The 15,848-nt window shown below is 71.2% G+C and carries 12 protein-coding genes; 3 read left to right on the plus strand and 9 right to left on the minus strand.

Features of this window, described 5'->3' with window-relative positions:
* Positions 1-134 precede the first annotated feature (134 nt).
* The 4 genes from FS770_RS02905 to galU form a co-directional block, all read right to left on the minus strand.
* Complete coding sequence (locus tag FS770_RS02905; protein ID WP_144941866.1) at positions 135-2,021, minus strand: CYTH and CHAD domain-containing protein; 1,887 nt, start codon at positions 2,019-2,021, stop codon at positions 135-137.
* An 84-nt stretch (positions 2,022-2,105) separates the two neighbouring features.
* Positions 2,106-2,780: a hypothetical protein gene (locus FS770_RS02910; protein ID WP_144941864.1), complete on the minus strand. Its 675-nt coding sequence runs from the start codon at positions 2,778-2,780 to the stop codon at positions 2,106-2,108.
* 445 nt (positions 2,781-3,225) lie between these two features.
* Positions 3,226-3,822, minus strand: a complete 597-nt coding sequence (locus tag FS770_RS02915; protein ID WP_145010356.1) for a GNAT family N-acetyltransferase — start codon at positions 3,820-3,822, stop codon at positions 3,226-3,228.
* Positions 3,823-3,879: 57 nt separating this feature from the next.
* Complete coding sequence (gene galU / locus FS770_RS02920; RefSeq protein ID WP_145009795.1) at positions 3,880-4,788, minus strand: UTP--glucose-1-phosphate uridylyltransferase GalU; 909 nt, start codon at positions 4,786-4,788, stop codon at positions 3,880-3,882.
* A gap of 121 nt (positions 4,789-4,909) precedes the next feature.
* On the opposite strand from galU, the gene FS770_RS02925 reads away from it, so the two are divergent.
* The 3 genes from FS770_RS02925 (at position 4,910) to cpaB (ending at position 7,071) form a co-directional block, all read left to right on the plus strand.
* Complete coding sequence (locus tag FS770_RS02925; protein WP_145009798.1) at positions 4,910-5,527, plus strand: 5-formyltetrahydrofolate cyclo-ligase; 618 nt, start codon at positions 4,910-4,912, stop codon at positions 5,525-5,527.
* Between the two features lie 149 nt (positions 5,528-5,676).
* On the plus strand, positions 5,677-6,066 hold the full coding sequence (locus tag FS770_RS02930; protein WP_145009801.1) for an FmdB family zinc ribbon protein: 390 nt from the start codon (positions 5,677-5,679) through the stop codon (positions 6,064-6,066).
* 330 nt (positions 6,067-6,396) lie between these two features.
* Entirely contained in the window at positions 6,397-7,071 is a 675-nt protein-coding gene (cpaB, locus tag FS770_RS02935; protein ID WP_144941854.1) for a Flp pilus assembly protein CpaB, read from the plus strand.
* A gap of 350 nt (positions 7,072-7,421) precedes the next feature.
* Here the strand turns inward: cpaB and FS770_RS02945 are convergent, their stop codons facing one another.
* The 5 genes from FS770_RS02945 to FS770_RS02965 form a co-directional block, all read right to left on the minus strand.
* Complete coding sequence (locus tag FS770_RS02945; protein WP_244944710.1) at positions 7,422-11,252, minus strand: hypothetical protein; 3,831 nt, start codon at positions 11,250-11,252, stop codon at positions 7,422-7,424.
* A 92-nt stretch (positions 11,253-11,344) separates the two neighbouring features.
* Positions 11,345-12,943: a glutamine-hydrolyzing GMP synthase gene (gene guaA / locus FS770_RS02950; protein WP_145009807.1), complete on the minus strand. Its 1,599-nt coding sequence runs from the start codon at positions 12,941-12,943 to the stop codon at positions 11,345-11,347.
* A 42-nt stretch (positions 12,944-12,985) separates the two neighbouring features.
* Complete coding sequence (locus tag FS770_RS02955) at positions 12,986-13,579, minus strand: DUF3817 domain-containing protein (protein WP_144941848.1); 594 nt, start codon at positions 13,577-13,579, stop codon at positions 12,986-12,988.
* Positions 13,572-14,618, minus strand: a complete 1,047-nt coding sequence (locus FS770_RS02960) for an SURF1 family protein (RefSeq protein ID WP_145009810.1) — start codon at positions 14,616-14,618, stop codon at positions 13,572-13,574. The genes FS770_RS02955 and FS770_RS02960 overlap by 8 nt, the downstream gene beginning before the upstream one ends.
* Positions 14,619-14,696: 78 nt before the next feature.
* A complete protein-coding gene (locus FS770_RS02965; RefSeq protein ID WP_094394888.1) occupies positions 14,697-15,818 on the minus strand; it encodes a GuaB3 family IMP dehydrogenase-related protein in 1,122 nt (373 codons plus the stop codon).
* Between the last annotated feature and the right edge of the window lie 30 nt (positions 15,819-15,848).

The following is a 15,848-nucleotide window of genomic DNA, read 5'->3' on the forward strand; positions in this document are numbered from 1 at the left end:
TGTGCGCGACGAGTCAGTCCGCGCGTGGTTTCCCGAGCTCCCCCAGCTGCTCGGACGGTCCCGCGTACCCCCGAGTGCTCTCGGGCGCTGCCTGGGCGCGAGCGTCACCCGCCCCGGTGCTCGGCGGGAAGCAGTCAGTGCTTGCTGGGCAGCGCGTCCCGCAGGTCCTCCACGAGGTCCTCCAGGATCTCGGGCGCCTCGAGCATGCCGTTGCGCAGGTCCGAGAGCTCCAGGCCGTGCAGCAGCCCCACGGCGTAGCGGTCCCTGCCCGTGCGCTGGAAGCAACGTGCCACGCGGGCGAGCCACTCCTCCATGACGGCGGCATCGGTGATGACCCCGAGATCGTCCTGATAGTCCTTGGCGACCGCCGCCGCGCGCACTCGCTTCTTGCCCGCCTTCGCGTGGGCCTGTTGGAGGGCTTCCGACACGTACCGGGCGGACTTCGCGGCCTTGCGCGTCTCGTGGAGGATCTCGAAGGAGACCGCAGTCTGCCGCGGGTCCCTGCCCGGCAGGGAGATCCGTTCGCCCACCACCTCGGCCATGGTGCTCACGGTGACCTCCCCTGCGTCCTCCGGCACGGGCGTCTCGGCCCTGGCCAGCACGCGGTTCAGTGCGGTCCCCAGCACGGTCCTGGCAAACTTCTTGGGCGAGTGCCGCGCGGCTTCCTCCGTGAAGCCCTGCCCTGCCGCCAGGTGCCGCAGGTCCTTCAGCAGCTGGAGGTAGGCGGGGCTGTCGAGCTCCCGGCGCACACCGCGGGCCGCGTCCTCCCCGAGGTGCTCGGCCGCCTCGCGCAGCTCCTGGGCCGCCGCCATGCTCACGAGCCCCGCGGACTGCGCCTGCAGCAGGGTCTCGAGGCGTTCCCGGGCGACCTCCTGGTCCCGCGCATCCCCCAGCACGCGGGCGAGGAGCTTGAGCCGGTTCTCCAGGTCCTCGGCCACCTCCTGCGCCACGAAGTCCCGTGATGCCTGCAGCACGCTGCGCAGCGCACGGGAGCGCACCCGCAGCTGGTGCACGGAGTCCTCGGCGCCAAGCCGCACCGCGAAGTCCCACGCCTGCAGCTCGCCCACCAGCCGGGTCAGCATCCTCGTGAGCACGTCCGCGCCGGTGGGCTGGGCTCCCTCACCCGCGTGCTTCGCGTCGGACGCCTTGGTCGCGGCGTCCTTCCCAGAGTCCTTGGTCTTGGACGTCTTCCTGGTCGGCTCCGCAGACTCCCCCGAGTCCTTGCCCCCGCTCTTCTTCTTGTCCTTCTTGTTCTTCGCCTTCCTGGACTCTTCGGATGACTTCCGCTCCCCGTCCTCGGGAGCCCCCGCGGGCGATGAACCGTCGGCATCCTTCCCGGCACCGCGACCGTCCTCGCCCGCCGTCGACTCGACGTGTTCGGGGGTCACGATGCGCACCGCGTCCCCGCCGTCCTGCTCGAGGGCACGGGCGATCTTCGCCACGGAGGACGACGGTGTGGCTCCCGCCGCGTACAGCACGGCCTCCACGGCCTCGAAGACCTTGCGGGCCTGCTTCTCCGTGAGGTCGTCCCGGGAGAGCTCTGCCTCGCACTCGGTCCAGGCACGGGTGATGCCAGCGCGCTCGTCCCGCGCGGTCACGGTGTCGAGGCACAGCTCCGCGTACTGCCCGTCCTCCCCGAGCACCGGGTACTCAGTGCGGTGGGTGTCGATCGTGGCCACCGGGGTGAGGTCCTCACCGAGGGTCAGCCCCAGCAGCAGCTTCCGCAGCGCGGCGGGAATCCGCTCCGGTGCGCTTTTGAGGGGCTCGTAATGCACCTCCCCGCGGACGCTTCCCGCCTGGTACTTCACGTGCCAGCCATCGTCCGCACCACCACGACGACGCCGCACGGCCACCTTGGCACGTGCCAGCTGCAGGTCCGCGGTGTCGTAGTAGGTGGCACTCATGTCGTGCTCCACGGGCTCGCCCACCGTGAAACGCTCGAGGTTGTGCAGCTTCAACGCGGGCTTCTGGGGACCGGGGACGTCGTACTTGCGTTCGATCTCAACCTGTTGCGTGACCATGGGGCTCCCTTGTGTGAAACGCGCCGCGGCCCTCATGGGGTTCCGCGGCGCGCAGCTGTCGTCAAGTTGGCTGGTGCAGTGGTGTCAGGCCCGGCGTCGCTTGAGGACGTCGTCGAGGTTCAGGGCAGTGCTCTCCTGTTCGCCGGAGCGCACTGCATCCTTCAGAGTGGTGGACCGCGCGGCGGGCCGGGTGGGCACTCGCAGGGGTTCGGGCTCGTTGCGCTCGACCACGGGAGCCTGGGTGTACAGCGGCTTGGGAACCGGGACCGGTTCCCACGTGGTGGTGTCCGAACCGGTGGTCCGTGCAACCTTCAGCGCCTCGGCACGGAGCTCGGCCACCGTGTAGACCCGCTCCGTCGCGCGCTGCCCGGGCTGGTCGTCCGCGCCCGGCATATCCAGCTCCGCATCCGCCGCGCGGGTCTGCTCGGCGCGGTCCTGGCGGGCCTCGTCCTCGTTGTCGAAGATGGCGTGCTGGGCGGGCGCGGCCACCGGCGCGGCGGTGTGGACGGCGCCGCGGCGCTTGTCCTCCACAGCCAGGTAGCGCAACCCGGCAACGCACCCTGCACCCAGCAGGAAGAGCACCACGGGAACGGCCCACGAGAGGGCGGTGAAGGGCGCGATCAGCGCGGACAGGAGCGCCGCGGCCACCAGAACGGCACCGGTGAGGAACACGATGGTGCGGTCCCACTTGATGCGCAGCCCCGCCAGGGATCCGCTCTGCAGCGTGGTGGCGGACGGCGCGTGTGCCGATGTCTCCATGACTGGGGTCTCCCGTTCGTGAACCTTGGCCGAGGTAGTGCTCACCACTGTACTGGGCTCGGGGCCTCTGCGCTCGTGGCTGTGGAGGGAGGGGTCGACCTGGAGGTCAGGAGCCTCCACCTGAGCATGGACGGGGAGGTTCGTCCGCCGCACCACGTGCGGCGCGAACCACATGACACTCAGCACAATCACGACGGCCAGCACCGCCGAACTGCTCACCCATGACAACCCCACCGTGCAAGAGTAGGGCAGCGGGGATAGATTCCCCGGATGGAATGCGCGTGTTGCCCACATCAATGTAATTCGATGGGGATTTTTTCCTGTCTGGCGCGTTTCACGTCCCTGACCTGGGGCGCAGTGCCTGCCGCGCGATGTCGTCGTCCCCCATCCTGGTCACACGCCCTTCGTCACAACCCTGCGGGTTGGCGGGGACTCGCCCCCGGGGTCAGTGACGCGTGTGGCGCACGGTGATCCCCTCGTCCTCGCCCGTGAACCGGTGGACCAGACCCTTCGGAACCTCCTCCGCCGTCAGCGCGAAGCTGCGGTGGTCCGCCCAGGAACCACCGATGTGCAGGAACCTCTCGCGCAGCCCCTCGTCCCGGAATCCCAGCTTCTCCACCACCCGCAGCGACTTCGCGTTCTCCGGGCGGATGTTGATCTCCATGCGGTGCAGCCGCAAATGCTGGAAGCAGTAGTCGGTGGCCATGGCCACAGCCATGGGCGCGATGCCCCGCCCGGCCTGCGCACCGTCCACCCAGTAGCCGAGGGTCGCGGAGCGGAAGGAGCCCAGGGTGATGCCCGAGACCGTCAGCTGCCCCACGAGCTGCGGGCGCCCGTCCTCGGGACGGCGTTCCACGATCAGCCACGGAAGGCTCTGCCCGCCGCGGGCCTGCTGGCGCAGGAGGCGCACGAACTCACGGTACGACGGCGCGGCGCCGCCCGGCTCGGGATTGCTCGCCTCCCACGGCTCGAGCCACTGCCTGTTCCGGAAGCGCACCCGGTCCCACTCACCCCGGTCGCCCAGAGCAAGTGGGCGCAGCATCAGCTGCGCCCACTGCACCGTGACCGGCCACGCGGTCTGCCCGTCCACGAGGTGGACTCAGTCCGTGAGGGTCTCGGCGTAGTCCTTGATCCAGGTGCGCAGCCCGGGACCGAGGTCCTCGCGCTCGCACGCCAGCTCGATGTTGGCCTTGAGGTAGGAGAGCTTGTCACCGGTGTCGAAGCGACGGCCCTTGAACACCACGCCGTACATCCCGTGAGCGGCGTCGCCGCGGTCCGCGACGGTCTGCATGGCGTCGGTCAGCTGGATCTCCCCGCCGCGCCCGGGCGCGGTCTCCTCGAGGATGCCGAAGATTTCCGGGTGCAGCACGTAGCGGCCGATGATCGCGAGGTTGGAGGGTGCGTCCTCGGGAGCCGGCTTCTCCACCAGACCGTTGACCTGCACGTAGTCCTCCCCCTCGACCGCGGTGATGTCCGCGCAGCCGTAGGCGCTGATGCTCTCGTGAGGGACCTCCATGAGGGCCACCACGGAGCCTCCGGTGCGCTCCTGCACGCGGATCATCTGGGAGAGCAGATCCTCCTTCTCGTCGATGAGGTCGTCACCGAGCAGCACGGCGAAGGGCTCGTCCCCCACGTGGATCTTGGCACGCAGCACCGCGTGGCCCAGGCCCTGGGGATCCTGCTGTCGCAGGTAGTGGATCTCGCCCAGATCGGAAGCGTGCTCCACCTCCGAGAGCAGCTTGTCCTTGCCGGACTCCTTCAGCTGCGCCTCGAGCGCGGGGACGCGGTCGAAGTGGTCCTCGAGCGCCCGCTTGGAGCGTCCCGTGATCATCAGGACGTCGTCCAGCCCGGCGTCGACCGCTTCCTGGACTACGTACTGGATGGCGGGGCGGTCCACCACCGGCAGCATCTCCTTGGGCATGGCCTTCGTCGCGGGAAGAAAACGGGTGCCCAGGCCCGCGGCGGGGATGACGGCCTTGTGGACGCGCTTGTTCTCGTGATCACTCATGGAATTAGGGTAGACGAACACGGCCCGGAACCCCCGGTGCGAGACCCGGGACATGCGGGAATGACGGGGGTTTTCGGGGCATGTACTCCCAAGAGCGGACAGTGCCGGAGGGATGGATCGCATGGACGCAGCGGCAGGGACACCCGGTGCCAAGGCGCGGCTGCGCGCCGAGGTCCTCGAGCGGCGTCGGCGACGCACCGCGGCCGTCCGCGAGCGCGACGAGGTAGGCTTCGCCACCCACCTGTCCGGGGTGCTGGCGCAGCACGGTACTGGTGATGTCGCCGCCTTCCTCCCGTTGCCCGGCGAACCCCCCGTGCTGCACGGGCTGGAGCGGGCGCACGCAGCGGGGCGCCGCGTGTGGCTGCCGGTGGTCGAACCGGGGCACCGGCTGAGCTGGGCGCAGTGGCGACCGGACGCTCCCCTCGCACCGGGGAACCTCCCGGGACTGCTCGAACCCACCGGACCGCGGCGCGGTCTCGAGGTCTTCGCCACGGTGCGCCTGCTGCTCGTGCCCGTGGTGGCCGTGGACCGCGGCGGGGTGCGGCTCGGCTTCGGTGGCGGGTACTACGACCGCTTCCTCCCCCTCCTGGCCGGGGCGGGGCGGGAGCCGGAGATCCTGGCCTGCTGCCACGCGGACGAGGTGCTGCCCGCCGGAACCGTTCCGCGCGAGCCGCACGACGTCGTGCTGCCCGGGGTGCTCACGGAGCGGGGCACGATCCGCTTGGACACCGCGGCCTGAACTGGTCCCGGCAGTGGCCGGGCGGCCGGGCGGAGGCGGTGCCGGGGCCGAACGGAGGGGAGGCGGGGGCCGAACGGCGCCCGCACCGCGGTGCGGGTAGCATGTGACGTCGGCAATCCGCCTCCCCGTCAGCCCTCGAAGGAACACTCGTGCCCGTTTACGCCTATGCCTGTAAAGACTGCGGCCATGCTTTCGACATCCGCCAGTCCTTCTCCGACGACGCCCTGACGGTGTGCCCCGAGTGCGGCGGCCACCTGCGCAAGAAGTTCAACTCGGTGGGCGTGGTCTTCAAGGGCTCCGGCTTCTACCACAACGACTCCCGCGCCGACGCGGGCAAGAACGGCGGCTCGTCCTCCGGTGCGGCGTCCGGTTCCGCGTCCTCTGGCTCCGGCGACGGCGCGTCGAGCGGCGGTTCCGCGAGCTCGGGCTCCGCGAGCTCCGGGGCCTCGAAGGACTCCGGCACGTCCGGCGGATCGGCCTCGAGCAGCAGCACCCCGACGAGCTCCACGGGATCGGGAAGCTCCACCTCCGGTTCCTGACCGCCGCACTGCACCGGTGTCCGGTGCCGTTCGATCTGGGGCCCTGCCCGATCTGCTGCGCGTCGCACCACGACATCGCACCACGACGTCGTGGCGCCCGGGCGCCGGGCCCAGCGACGAGGACCGCGCACCAGGAGGCGAGGCGGACAGAGACGCACGGTTCTCCCCGGGCGAGCGCGTCCCGCAGCGGACGGCATCCCGCAGCGGTGGCGTCCCTGCACGCGGCGAGCGCACTGCAACAGGCGGGCCGGGGCTCCCGTCACGGCGCTCCGCCCTGCACATGGCACCCGTGCCCCCGGCACAGGTCTGACTTACGGTTAGCGTCCGGGCATGAGTTCACGCTCCCGTCCCCGCTATCCCCTGGCACTGCGGCTGCGCACCGCCGTCCGGCGCCGCCACCGTCTCGTGGCCGCCGCACTGTGCGCCGTGGCACTGACTCTCGTCATCCTCCGCCTCGCGCCGCCCGGCGCCCACACCACGACAGTGGTCACGGCCGCCGCAGAGATCCCCGCGGGACACGCCATCGCCGCCAAGGACCTGACCGTCTCCGACTTCCCCGTGGCACTCGCCCCCTCGGGCGCCTACGCAGCGGTTTCGGACGCGAGCGGACTGACGACGGCGGTCGCGCTGACCACTGGCCAACCCGTCACACCCACCACCGTGCTCGGTCCGGGTCTCCTCACTGGCCAGCCGCCGGGCACCACCGCGGCCACGGTGCGGGTCGAAGATCCCGCCGTGCTGCGGCACATCCGGCCCGGTGACGTGGTGGACGTGGTGCACCACTCCGACGAGGGGGCCTCGGGCACGGGGAGCACGGTGGCGAGTGCGGTCACCGTCCTGTGGGCCGCCAGCACGCCTTCAGATGGCGGTGCGTCCATCCTGTCGTCGGGCGGCTCGGAGGACGACACCGGTCTCGTGGTGCTGGCCGCGGCCCGGGAGACCGCCACCGCGCTCGCCACGCTGGACGGGGCGGGACGTGTCTCCCTCGTGCTGGTGTCACCCTGACGGCGGGAACCGACCGGGCTCAGCCCCAGTGCGGAGGACGCTGCCGCCTCAGCCACTCCTCGTGCCCGGCCTCGCCCTGCACCTCCCGGGGGTCCGGCGCGTCCGCGCCGAGGTCATCGGGGGAACCGGCCCACCGGGTGTTGCCCAGTGCGCGTTCCGTGTCCGGCACGGTGCCGCCGGTGGCACGCCGGTGCGAGCCGCGGCGTCGCCCTGGCACCGCGTCGGGCCCGGCGCCAGAAGTCCTGCCAGGGGCCGGGGCGCGCACCACAGCCGACGCCGCATCGGGTACCGCATTGTCTGTCCGGCCGGACGCTTCACCGGGCGTCGTGCCAGTGCGTGAGGTGTCGCCGTCAGAGCCCACGCGCGGAGCTTCCCCGGCCTGCGCCCGCTGCCGGCGCCCCGTCCGCGGCACCCAGTCCGAGGTAGCGCTGCACGAGTCCCGCCACGGTCTGCGGATCCGTGAAGACCTCCACCGACCACAGGCTCACATAGTTCCAACCCGCCCGTTCGAGCTGCTGCGGGATCAGGCGCGAACGCTCCCGCACGCTCAACGCACGGCTGCGGTCCGAGCCGTCCGAGCGCAGTGCCACAGGGATCCGCACGGCCTCTTCGACGCCGCCGCCGTGCAGCACCGCTCCGGCGGACAGGGACTCCGTCTCCGCGTAGGCCGCCATGTCCACGGCGTGGGCGTAGCCCGTGTGCACCGTGGCGCCGGCCGCGCGCAGGCGGCGCGCGAGGTCGTCGACGAGCGCATCCGGGGCATCGTGCGAATCCTCGGACTCCGTGGCTGCCCTCTCGGAGGTGGTGCCGTCACCGAAGAGCACCTCGAGCATGTGGTACATGTCCTTGGCTCCGTACTTCAGCCGGCGCGGCTCGGTGTCCTTGGGGTGGATCGACGTCACGATGTGGGTGTGCCGGCGCGCACGCGTCATGCCGCGCACAAACGCCTGCCGACCATCCCGCTCGGACAGGGACCCCAGCTGGGGGGTGCTGCGACCGGACGTCGTCCGGCCGAAGCCCAGGGAGAAGATCACGGTGTCCCGCTCGATGCCCGCGGCACGGTGGAGCTCCACCACCCGGAAGGACTCGTGCCCCGGAGCGAAGAACTCCTCCGACTCCCCCGTCTCCCGCAGCCTGCGCTGGACGGCCTGGGCCACCCGGGAGGCGTGCATCGCGCTCGCCGTGACCACCGCGAGCGAGCGCTCGGGGTGCCGCGCCGCGTGGGCGAAAACGAGGTCCACGGTGCGGAGCACCTCCGCGGTAGGGGCCTGCACCCCTTCACTGCCCGCGGTGAGCACGCCCACCCCGTCCTCGACGTATTCCGCGGACAGGCCCGTGGTGGGACTCATCAGCTCGGAGGCGAATGGCACACGGGTCAGTGCGCCTCCGTAGAACGCCTCGTTGAGGTAGCTGAACAGCCTCGGGTCCAGAGGCCGGCGCACCGAGGTGAGGGAGCGGGTGTCCACGACCCGCGAGAGTGCCTCGTGGGCGGAGTCCACCTCCGCCACGGGGTGCGGTGTGTCCCGGCCGGCCAGTTGCGGCGCCACCGTGAACGGCTGCGGACCGCCGGCGTGCTCGTCTCCGAAGGCGATCACCTGCTGCGCCTTGACGACCGCGGGCAGAGCAGCCGCCAGCGGCGTGGACTCGGCGTCCAGGACCACCACCGTGTCCACCTCCTGGTCCTCGCCGAGGGTGGCGGTGAGCACCAGGGGGCTGGCCGTCCACACGGGCACGAGCGACGGTGTCAGGTGCTGCACCCGGTCCAGGTCCTGCGTGTTCACGTGCCCGCTGCGCAGCATGTCCCGCAGCGCTACGGCCTCGCGCGGAAAGCGGCGGGCGTCGCGGGCCCAGCGGGTCGAGAGCTCGTGCTCGAGGCGCGCCGGGGCTGCGGCCACGTGCGCTGAGTCGGCCCGGCGGAACGCGGACTCCGTCCTGCGCAGCTCGGAGCCGTCCGGCATGGCCACGAAGTCGTCGCCGCTGATCATGGCCTCCAGCACCGACTGCCACCACGCGAGCTCCAGCTCTTCCCCCACCCGGTCCGCAGGCACCCCGCGCGTCTCCAGGTCCTGCAGGAACTCCCCGAGGCCGCGGGCGCGCAGGTCGTCCAGCAGGACGGTGCGCTCGGGCAGGGTGCTCAGGTGGGGCTCGTCGTTGATCAGCTCCTCGAGGATCGCCCCGAGCTCGTCCACGGTCGCGGACTCCAGACGGACGGCCGTGGCCGAGCCCTCCAGGGCGATGGCGAGCCCCTCCAGGTCCTCCCGAAAACGACGGTGCGTGCGCAGGGTCTCCTCGGCCCGGTCAGAGACCGCGGGCTGCTCCAGGGTGGTGGCCCACTGCCGCCACCTGTCCCGCTCGGACTGCACCTTCACCAGCGCCGCGTGCAGGTCCGAAAGGTGGACCCCGGGGCGGATGTACTCCTTGGCCGCCTTGCGCAGCCGGGAACGCTGCAGCCCGCTCAGCTCGATCTCGTGGTCACGCCGCCAGGCCGCGGAAGCCGTGGCCGCAATCAGGTCCGTGACGGGGCGGTCGTAGATGTCCGGGGTGAGGTACTCCAGGGAGTTCCCCACGTCGATCACGAGCTCGAGCTGCTGCTCCCACTCGGCGATGGTCGTGCCCACGCGCAGGCCCGAGACGCCCAGGACGTTGCGCATGGCGGTGGTGAGCGTGGTCAGCTCGAGCAGCAGGGACTTGGCGAGGTCGTGGGCCTGGCGCGCCTCGTCGTCGTTGACCAGACGGGCGCCGTGCCACGGGCTGGACAGGGCGGCCTCGTCGAAGGCTCCGAGGGAGGCCGCGCGCTGGAGCTGGCGCTGCACCTCGCTGCGGTGGGACACGGCGTCGAGCACCGAGCGGCGGAACCGCACGGTCGTCTCGGGGCCCGGGTCCCGGGCGGTGAGCTGCGCCAGTGCCTGCATCGCCTCGTACGGGGACGCCTGCCAGCGGGGGCGGCGGGAGTGCAGAGAGTCCTCGTGCACGCGCAGCTGCTCGCGAGAGCGGCGCAGTGCGTCGTGGATCGCCTCGGTCGCGGGCTCGGCGGCGCGCTCGTTGCGGGCCACGGCCCGCACGAGGCGTTGGGCGACGTCGTCCGGGCTCAGGTGCGAGCCCAGGGGCAGCACGAGCGAGTCCAGGCCCGCCCTGTTCCAGGCGCGCGTGAACGAGGCGAGGGTGGTGCGGGACTCCCCCAGCACGAGCACGCTGCGACCGCGGTGCACGAGCGCGCCCACGGTGGCGACCGCAGTGTCCACGGCGGGGGTGCCCACGGGCGTGCTCACCACGAAGCTCTCACCCTGCTCGGCGAGGTCCACAACATCCTGCTGGTTCGCGTCCAGGTCCGTGAGCAGCAACTCGTCCGCGGGATCGCGGTCGTCGAGTGCCGGAGCCTTGTTCTGCAGCGGGCGAACCACCGGCAGCTTGCCCACCTCCGGGTTCTTCAGGCGGGCGAGCGCCTCGACCACCTCAGTGCGGGCCACCACGTGCTCGTCCGCCGGGCGCTCGTGCAGGTCCGCGAACGTGGAGACCACGAGCTGGTGCTCCACGTGCATCCCGGGGACGTCCACGGCGAGCTGGCGCAGGATCTCCAGCACCGGGGCGGGGTCGAGCTTGCGCGTGCCGTACGCGAGCCGGGACATCTCCGCCGTGGCCAGCTCCACCCCGTGGTCCTCGCGCAGCCGACGCACCAGCGCCGGGTTCAGCCGCGCGGGGCCCACGATGTGCAGCTCGAAGTCCTTGTGGTCCGGACGCAGCTTGATGGTGACCGGGGCAAGCAGCACGGGCGCGATGAAGCGTCGCAGCCCGTCTGCCACCGGGTCCGCGAGCCACGACGCCGTCCCGGCGGCGAGGTACGCGGCGTCCAGGCCGTGCATCACGGACAGCTCGTGGATCTTCGTGCGCAGTGCACGCGCGGAGCGTACCGCCCGGTCGTAGGCGGGCGTGTCCTGGTGGATCATCGTGGACAGTCGCGTGGGCCGCTGCATGAGCAGCTGCGCCTGGCCCGAGGAGTTCGCCTCCGTGAGGTCGATGCACACGTTGTCCACCTGGTTGAAGTCCAGCAGCGTGTCCGGACCCGTGTAGGCGTCCATCTGCTGGGTCCAGGACCTCAGGGACACGCGGGGGTGCTCCGAACCGGTGGAGGCACGGTCCGCCGCCTGGGGGGTCGATCGGTCCTGGGACGGGGGTGTCGGCATGGTGCTCCTACTCACGAGTGCGCCGGCCTGCATCCCGTGGGGGACGGGGCGGACCGGCGCACCGGAACTGACGGTGACTCAGACGGTGGGGTTCACTCCCACTCGATGGTTCCCGGCGGCTTGGACGTGACGTCCAGAACCACCCGGTTGATCTCCTCCACCTCGTTGGTGATCCGGTTGGAGATCCGCGCGAGCAGCTCGGAGGGCAGCCGCGACCAGTCCGCGGTCATGGCGTCCTCGGAGCTCACGGGGCGCAGCACGATGGGGTGGCCGTAGGTGCGGCCGTCGCCCTGCACACCCACGGAGTGCACGTCCGCGAGCAGCACCACGGGCATCTGCCAGACCTCGTCGTCGAGACCGGCGCGGGTCAGCTCCTCACGGGCGATCGCGTCCGCGCGGCGCAGGATGTCCAGGCGCTGCTCGGTGACCTCACCGATGATGCGGATGCCCAGGCCCGGGCCGGGGAACGGCTGGCGGCCCACGATGTTCTCGGGCAGCCCGAGCTCGCGGCCCACCGCGCGGACCTCGTCCTTGAACAGTGCGCGCAGCGGTTCCACGAGCTCGAACTGCAGGTCCTCGGGGAGCCCGCCCACGTTGTGGTGGCTCTTGATGTTGGCCGCACCCTCGCCGCCGCCGGACTCGACGACGTCCGGGTAGAGGGTGCCCTGCACCAGGAACCGCACGGGTTCGCCGTCCGCGGCCTCCTCGCTGAGCACCTTGTGCTCCGCGGCCTCGAATGCGCGGATGAACTCGCGCCCAATGTTCTTGCGCTTGGTCTCCGGGTCCGTGACGCCCTCGAGCGCCCCGAGGAAGCGCTCCTTCTCCCGGGCTATGTGCAGCTTGATCCCGGTCGCGGCCACGTAGTCCTTCTCGACCTGCTCCACCTCGTCCTGGCGCATCAGGCCGTGGTCCACGAGCACGCACGTGAGCCGGTCCCCGATCGCGCGCTGCACGAGCGCGGCCGCCACCGCGGAGTCCACCCCGCCGGAGAGGCCGCACAGCGCCTTGCCGTCGCCCACCTGGGCACGGATGGCCGCAACCTGCTCCTCGATGATGTTGCCGGTGGACCAGGTGGGGCTGAGCCGGGCGCCGTTGAAGAGGAAGTTCTCCAGGACCTTCTGCCCGAAGGCAGAGTGCTTGACCTCGGGGTGCCACTGCACGCCGTAGAGCCCGCGCTCACGGTTCTCGAAGGCGGCCACGGGCGCGCCCTCGGTGGTCGCCAGGGTGGTGAAGCCCTCGGGCGCCGCCGTGACGGAGTCGCCGTGGCTCATCCACGTGGTCTGCACGTCAGGGGTGCCGTCCAGCAGCGTGCCCACGGTGTCGGCGGTGGCCGTGGCGGTGGTGGCGCCGTACTCGCGCACACCCGTGCGCTCGGCCGCGCCGCCCAGGGCGTTGGCCATCACCTGGAACCCGTAGCAGATCCCCAGGACGGGAACACCGGCCTGGAAGAGTTCGGCATCGCGCTGCGGGGCTCCCGGTGCGTACACGGAGGCGGGCCCGCCCGAGAGGATCAGGGCCGCGGGGTTGCGCTGCAGGATCTTCTCGGTGGACCAGGTGTGCGGAACGATCTCGGAGTACACATTCGCCTCGCGCACCCTGCGGGCGATCAGCTGCGCGTACTGCGCACCGTAATCGACCACGAGTACCGGGCGTTGTTCCAGGTCGCTCAGGTTCTCAGGGGATTCAGTCACGCGGACAAGTCTAGAACACGGCACAGACACGCCCCGCCGGTCTCAGTAGCGCTTGGCGGCCCTCGGATTGGCGGCGAGCTCCGCCTCGGTGGAGCGGTGGATCTTGCGCTCCACGATGAACGAGAGGAAGGGCACCACGCCGCCCAGGGCCATCACGACCAGCTGCGCGAAGGGCCACCGCATCAACGACCACACGCGCAGGCAGGAGAGGATGTAGACCACGTAGAACCAGCCGTGGACGATGAGGATCCACGTGGAGACGTTGACCCCACCGGCGAGGTTCTCGAGGTCCAGGTTCTGCCACCCGAGCGCCACAGTCTGGCCCGTGGCCTTGTCCGTGCCTCCGGCGATGAGGTCGTAGTGGAAGCCGTAGCGGGTGACCATCTCCGCCACGAGAAGCAGCAGGAACGTGCCGGAGACCCACGCGCACACCTTGTACACGTTCAGCGCGGTGCGGATCTGGGCCTCGGTGCCGCCGAAGCGGCGCCGCGGCTTCAGCGCGGCGGCCTTGGCGCGCACGCTGTCCGGCACGGTCGCCCGTTCCGGGGTGGCGTCCTGGGGCGCGGTGACCCGCACGCCGTCTGTGCGGCGCACCGGGCGGGGCTGCTGGTCGTTCTTCGGCGTGGGCTCAGTCATGGGGTGCTCCGTTGTCGGATCGCGGGGTGGGGTTCTCTGAGGACGACGCTGCGCCGCTGGCTCCGGCGCGCCGCGCACCCGGGCGGGCGGCGTCCTCGTGTGGGACGTTGCCGCGGGCGCGGGCCGCGACGGCCGGCTGGTCGTCGAAGTAGTAGAAGCACTGGTCCTGCGCGTCCCAGTAGTAGTAGGACTGCTCAGCCTCGTCCCAGAAGTAGTCGCCCTCGAAGTAGAAGTACTCCTCCGGGTTCTCCTCGCGCAGCTGCTCGTCGCGGACGAAGCGCCACCACATGAAGAATGCGAACCCGGCGAAGACCACCCACTCGATGGCGTAGAAGAGGTTCAGTGCGTGCACAGATGTGTCCGTGGGCTGCTGGTCGATCTGCAGGCGGCTCAGTCCTTGACCCATCAGGCTCGCGGAGTCCTCGAGCGCACCATCGGAGGACACCGGGGCCGGCTGGGCGGCGGGATTCTCCGAGAAGGCCGCCACGTAGCCGGAGTAGAGAGGCGTGTTCCACAGGTTGCTCAGCTGCGCCGTGGACACGGAACCCACCTGGTCCGAGGGCAGCTTCTCGCTGGGCAGCGGGGAGTCGGTGGGCAGCAGGCGCCCGATCACGCGGATCCGACCAGACGGCGCGGCGTCCGCCTGCTGGGGCGAGGCCACCCAGCCGCGGGCCACGGCGAGGGAGACGTCCGAGTCCGCGGCGTCCCACCGCTTCTGCGAGTCCGGGACCACGAGCTGCGTGACCACCCAGTACCCGGACGCACCGTCCTGGAGCCGCCCAGGCACGAGCACGGTGGAGTCCGGGACGTACGTGCCGGTCACGGAGACCACGTGGTCCGCCTGCTGGGAGGTGACCGCCTCACCGGGTGTGGTGACGTCCGCGAGCGCCGAGACGCGGTCCTTTGCGGGATCCGCGACGGTCGAGGACTGCAGGGACGCGTTGAGCTGCCACATGCTGAGGCTCACGAAGAGCGCCGCCACGAGCAGGGCGGCCGCCAGAAAGGCCAGAGAGCGGGGGCGCAGGGCGGTTTTCAGCACGGTTCAACCCTACTGGCCCGCGCTGGGCGTTTCCCACACCAGCGCACCCCGCGGGCAGGCCCGCGACGGCACCCGGGCTCAGCTGCGGATGACCACCTCGGCGCGCTGGAACTCCTTCAGGTCCGAGTAGCCGGTGGTGGCCATGGCGCGGCGCAGCGCACCCATCACGTTGGAGGAGCCGTCCACGTGCCGGGAGGGCCCGTTGAGCAGCTCGTCGAGCGGGCCGACCGTGCCCACGTGTGTGCGGACACCGCGCGGCGAGTGCGAGTGGTGCGCCTCTGCGCCCCACAGCCAGCCCTGTCCGGGTGCCTCCTCGGCGCGGGCCAGCAGGGTTCCGAGCATCACGGCGTCCGCGCCCATGGCGATGGCCTTGACGATGTCGCCCGAGGTGCCCAGACCGCCGTCGGCGATCACGTGGACGTAGCGGCCCCCGGACTCGTCGAGGTAGTCCCGACGCGCCGCGGCGACGTCCGAGACCGCCGTGGCCATGGCCGCGTGGATGCCGAGGATCGACTCGGTGCGCAGGGACGCTCCCCCACCGAAGCCCACCAGGACCCCGGCCGCTCCGGTGCGCATGAGGTGCAGCGCCGGGGTGTAGCCCGCGGCGCCGCCCACGATCACCGGGACGTCGAGGTCGTAGATGAACTTCTTGAGGTCCAGCGGCTCCTGCTCGCGCGAGACGTGCTCGGCGGAGACGGTGGTGCCGCGGATGACGAAGAGGTCCACGCCGGCCTCGAGGACCGTGCGGTAGTGCTCGACCACACGCTGCGGGGACAGGGAGCCCGAGACGATCACGCCGGCCTCCCGGATCTCGGCCAGACGGGCCTTGATGAGCTCGGGCTGGACGGGCGCCGAATAGAGCTCCTGCATCCGGCGCGTGGCCTGCGGCAGGTTCTCGGAGCTGAGGTCCGCGATCTCGTCCAGGGCCGGCTGCGGGTCCTCGTAGCGGGTCCACAGCCCCTCGAGGTCCAGCACGCCCAGACCACCCGCACGGCCCAGCTCGATGGCCGTGGCCGGGGACATCACCGAGTCCATCGGCGCGCCCACCACGGGGATGTCGAACTGGTAGGCGTCGATCTGCCACGCGGTGCTCACGTCCCGCGGGTCCCGCGTGCGGCGGGAGGGGACCAGGGCGATCTCGTCCAGGCTGAACGTGCGGCGCGCCCGTTTGGAACGCCCAATCTCGATGTCGTAGCTCACGAAATGTCCTTTCACCGCGCGGCGCGCACG

Source organism: Kocuria salsicia (assembly GCF_007681555.1).
Lineage (GTDB): Bacteria > Actinomycetota > Actinomycetes > Actinomycetales > Micrococcaceae > Kocuria > Kocuria salsicia.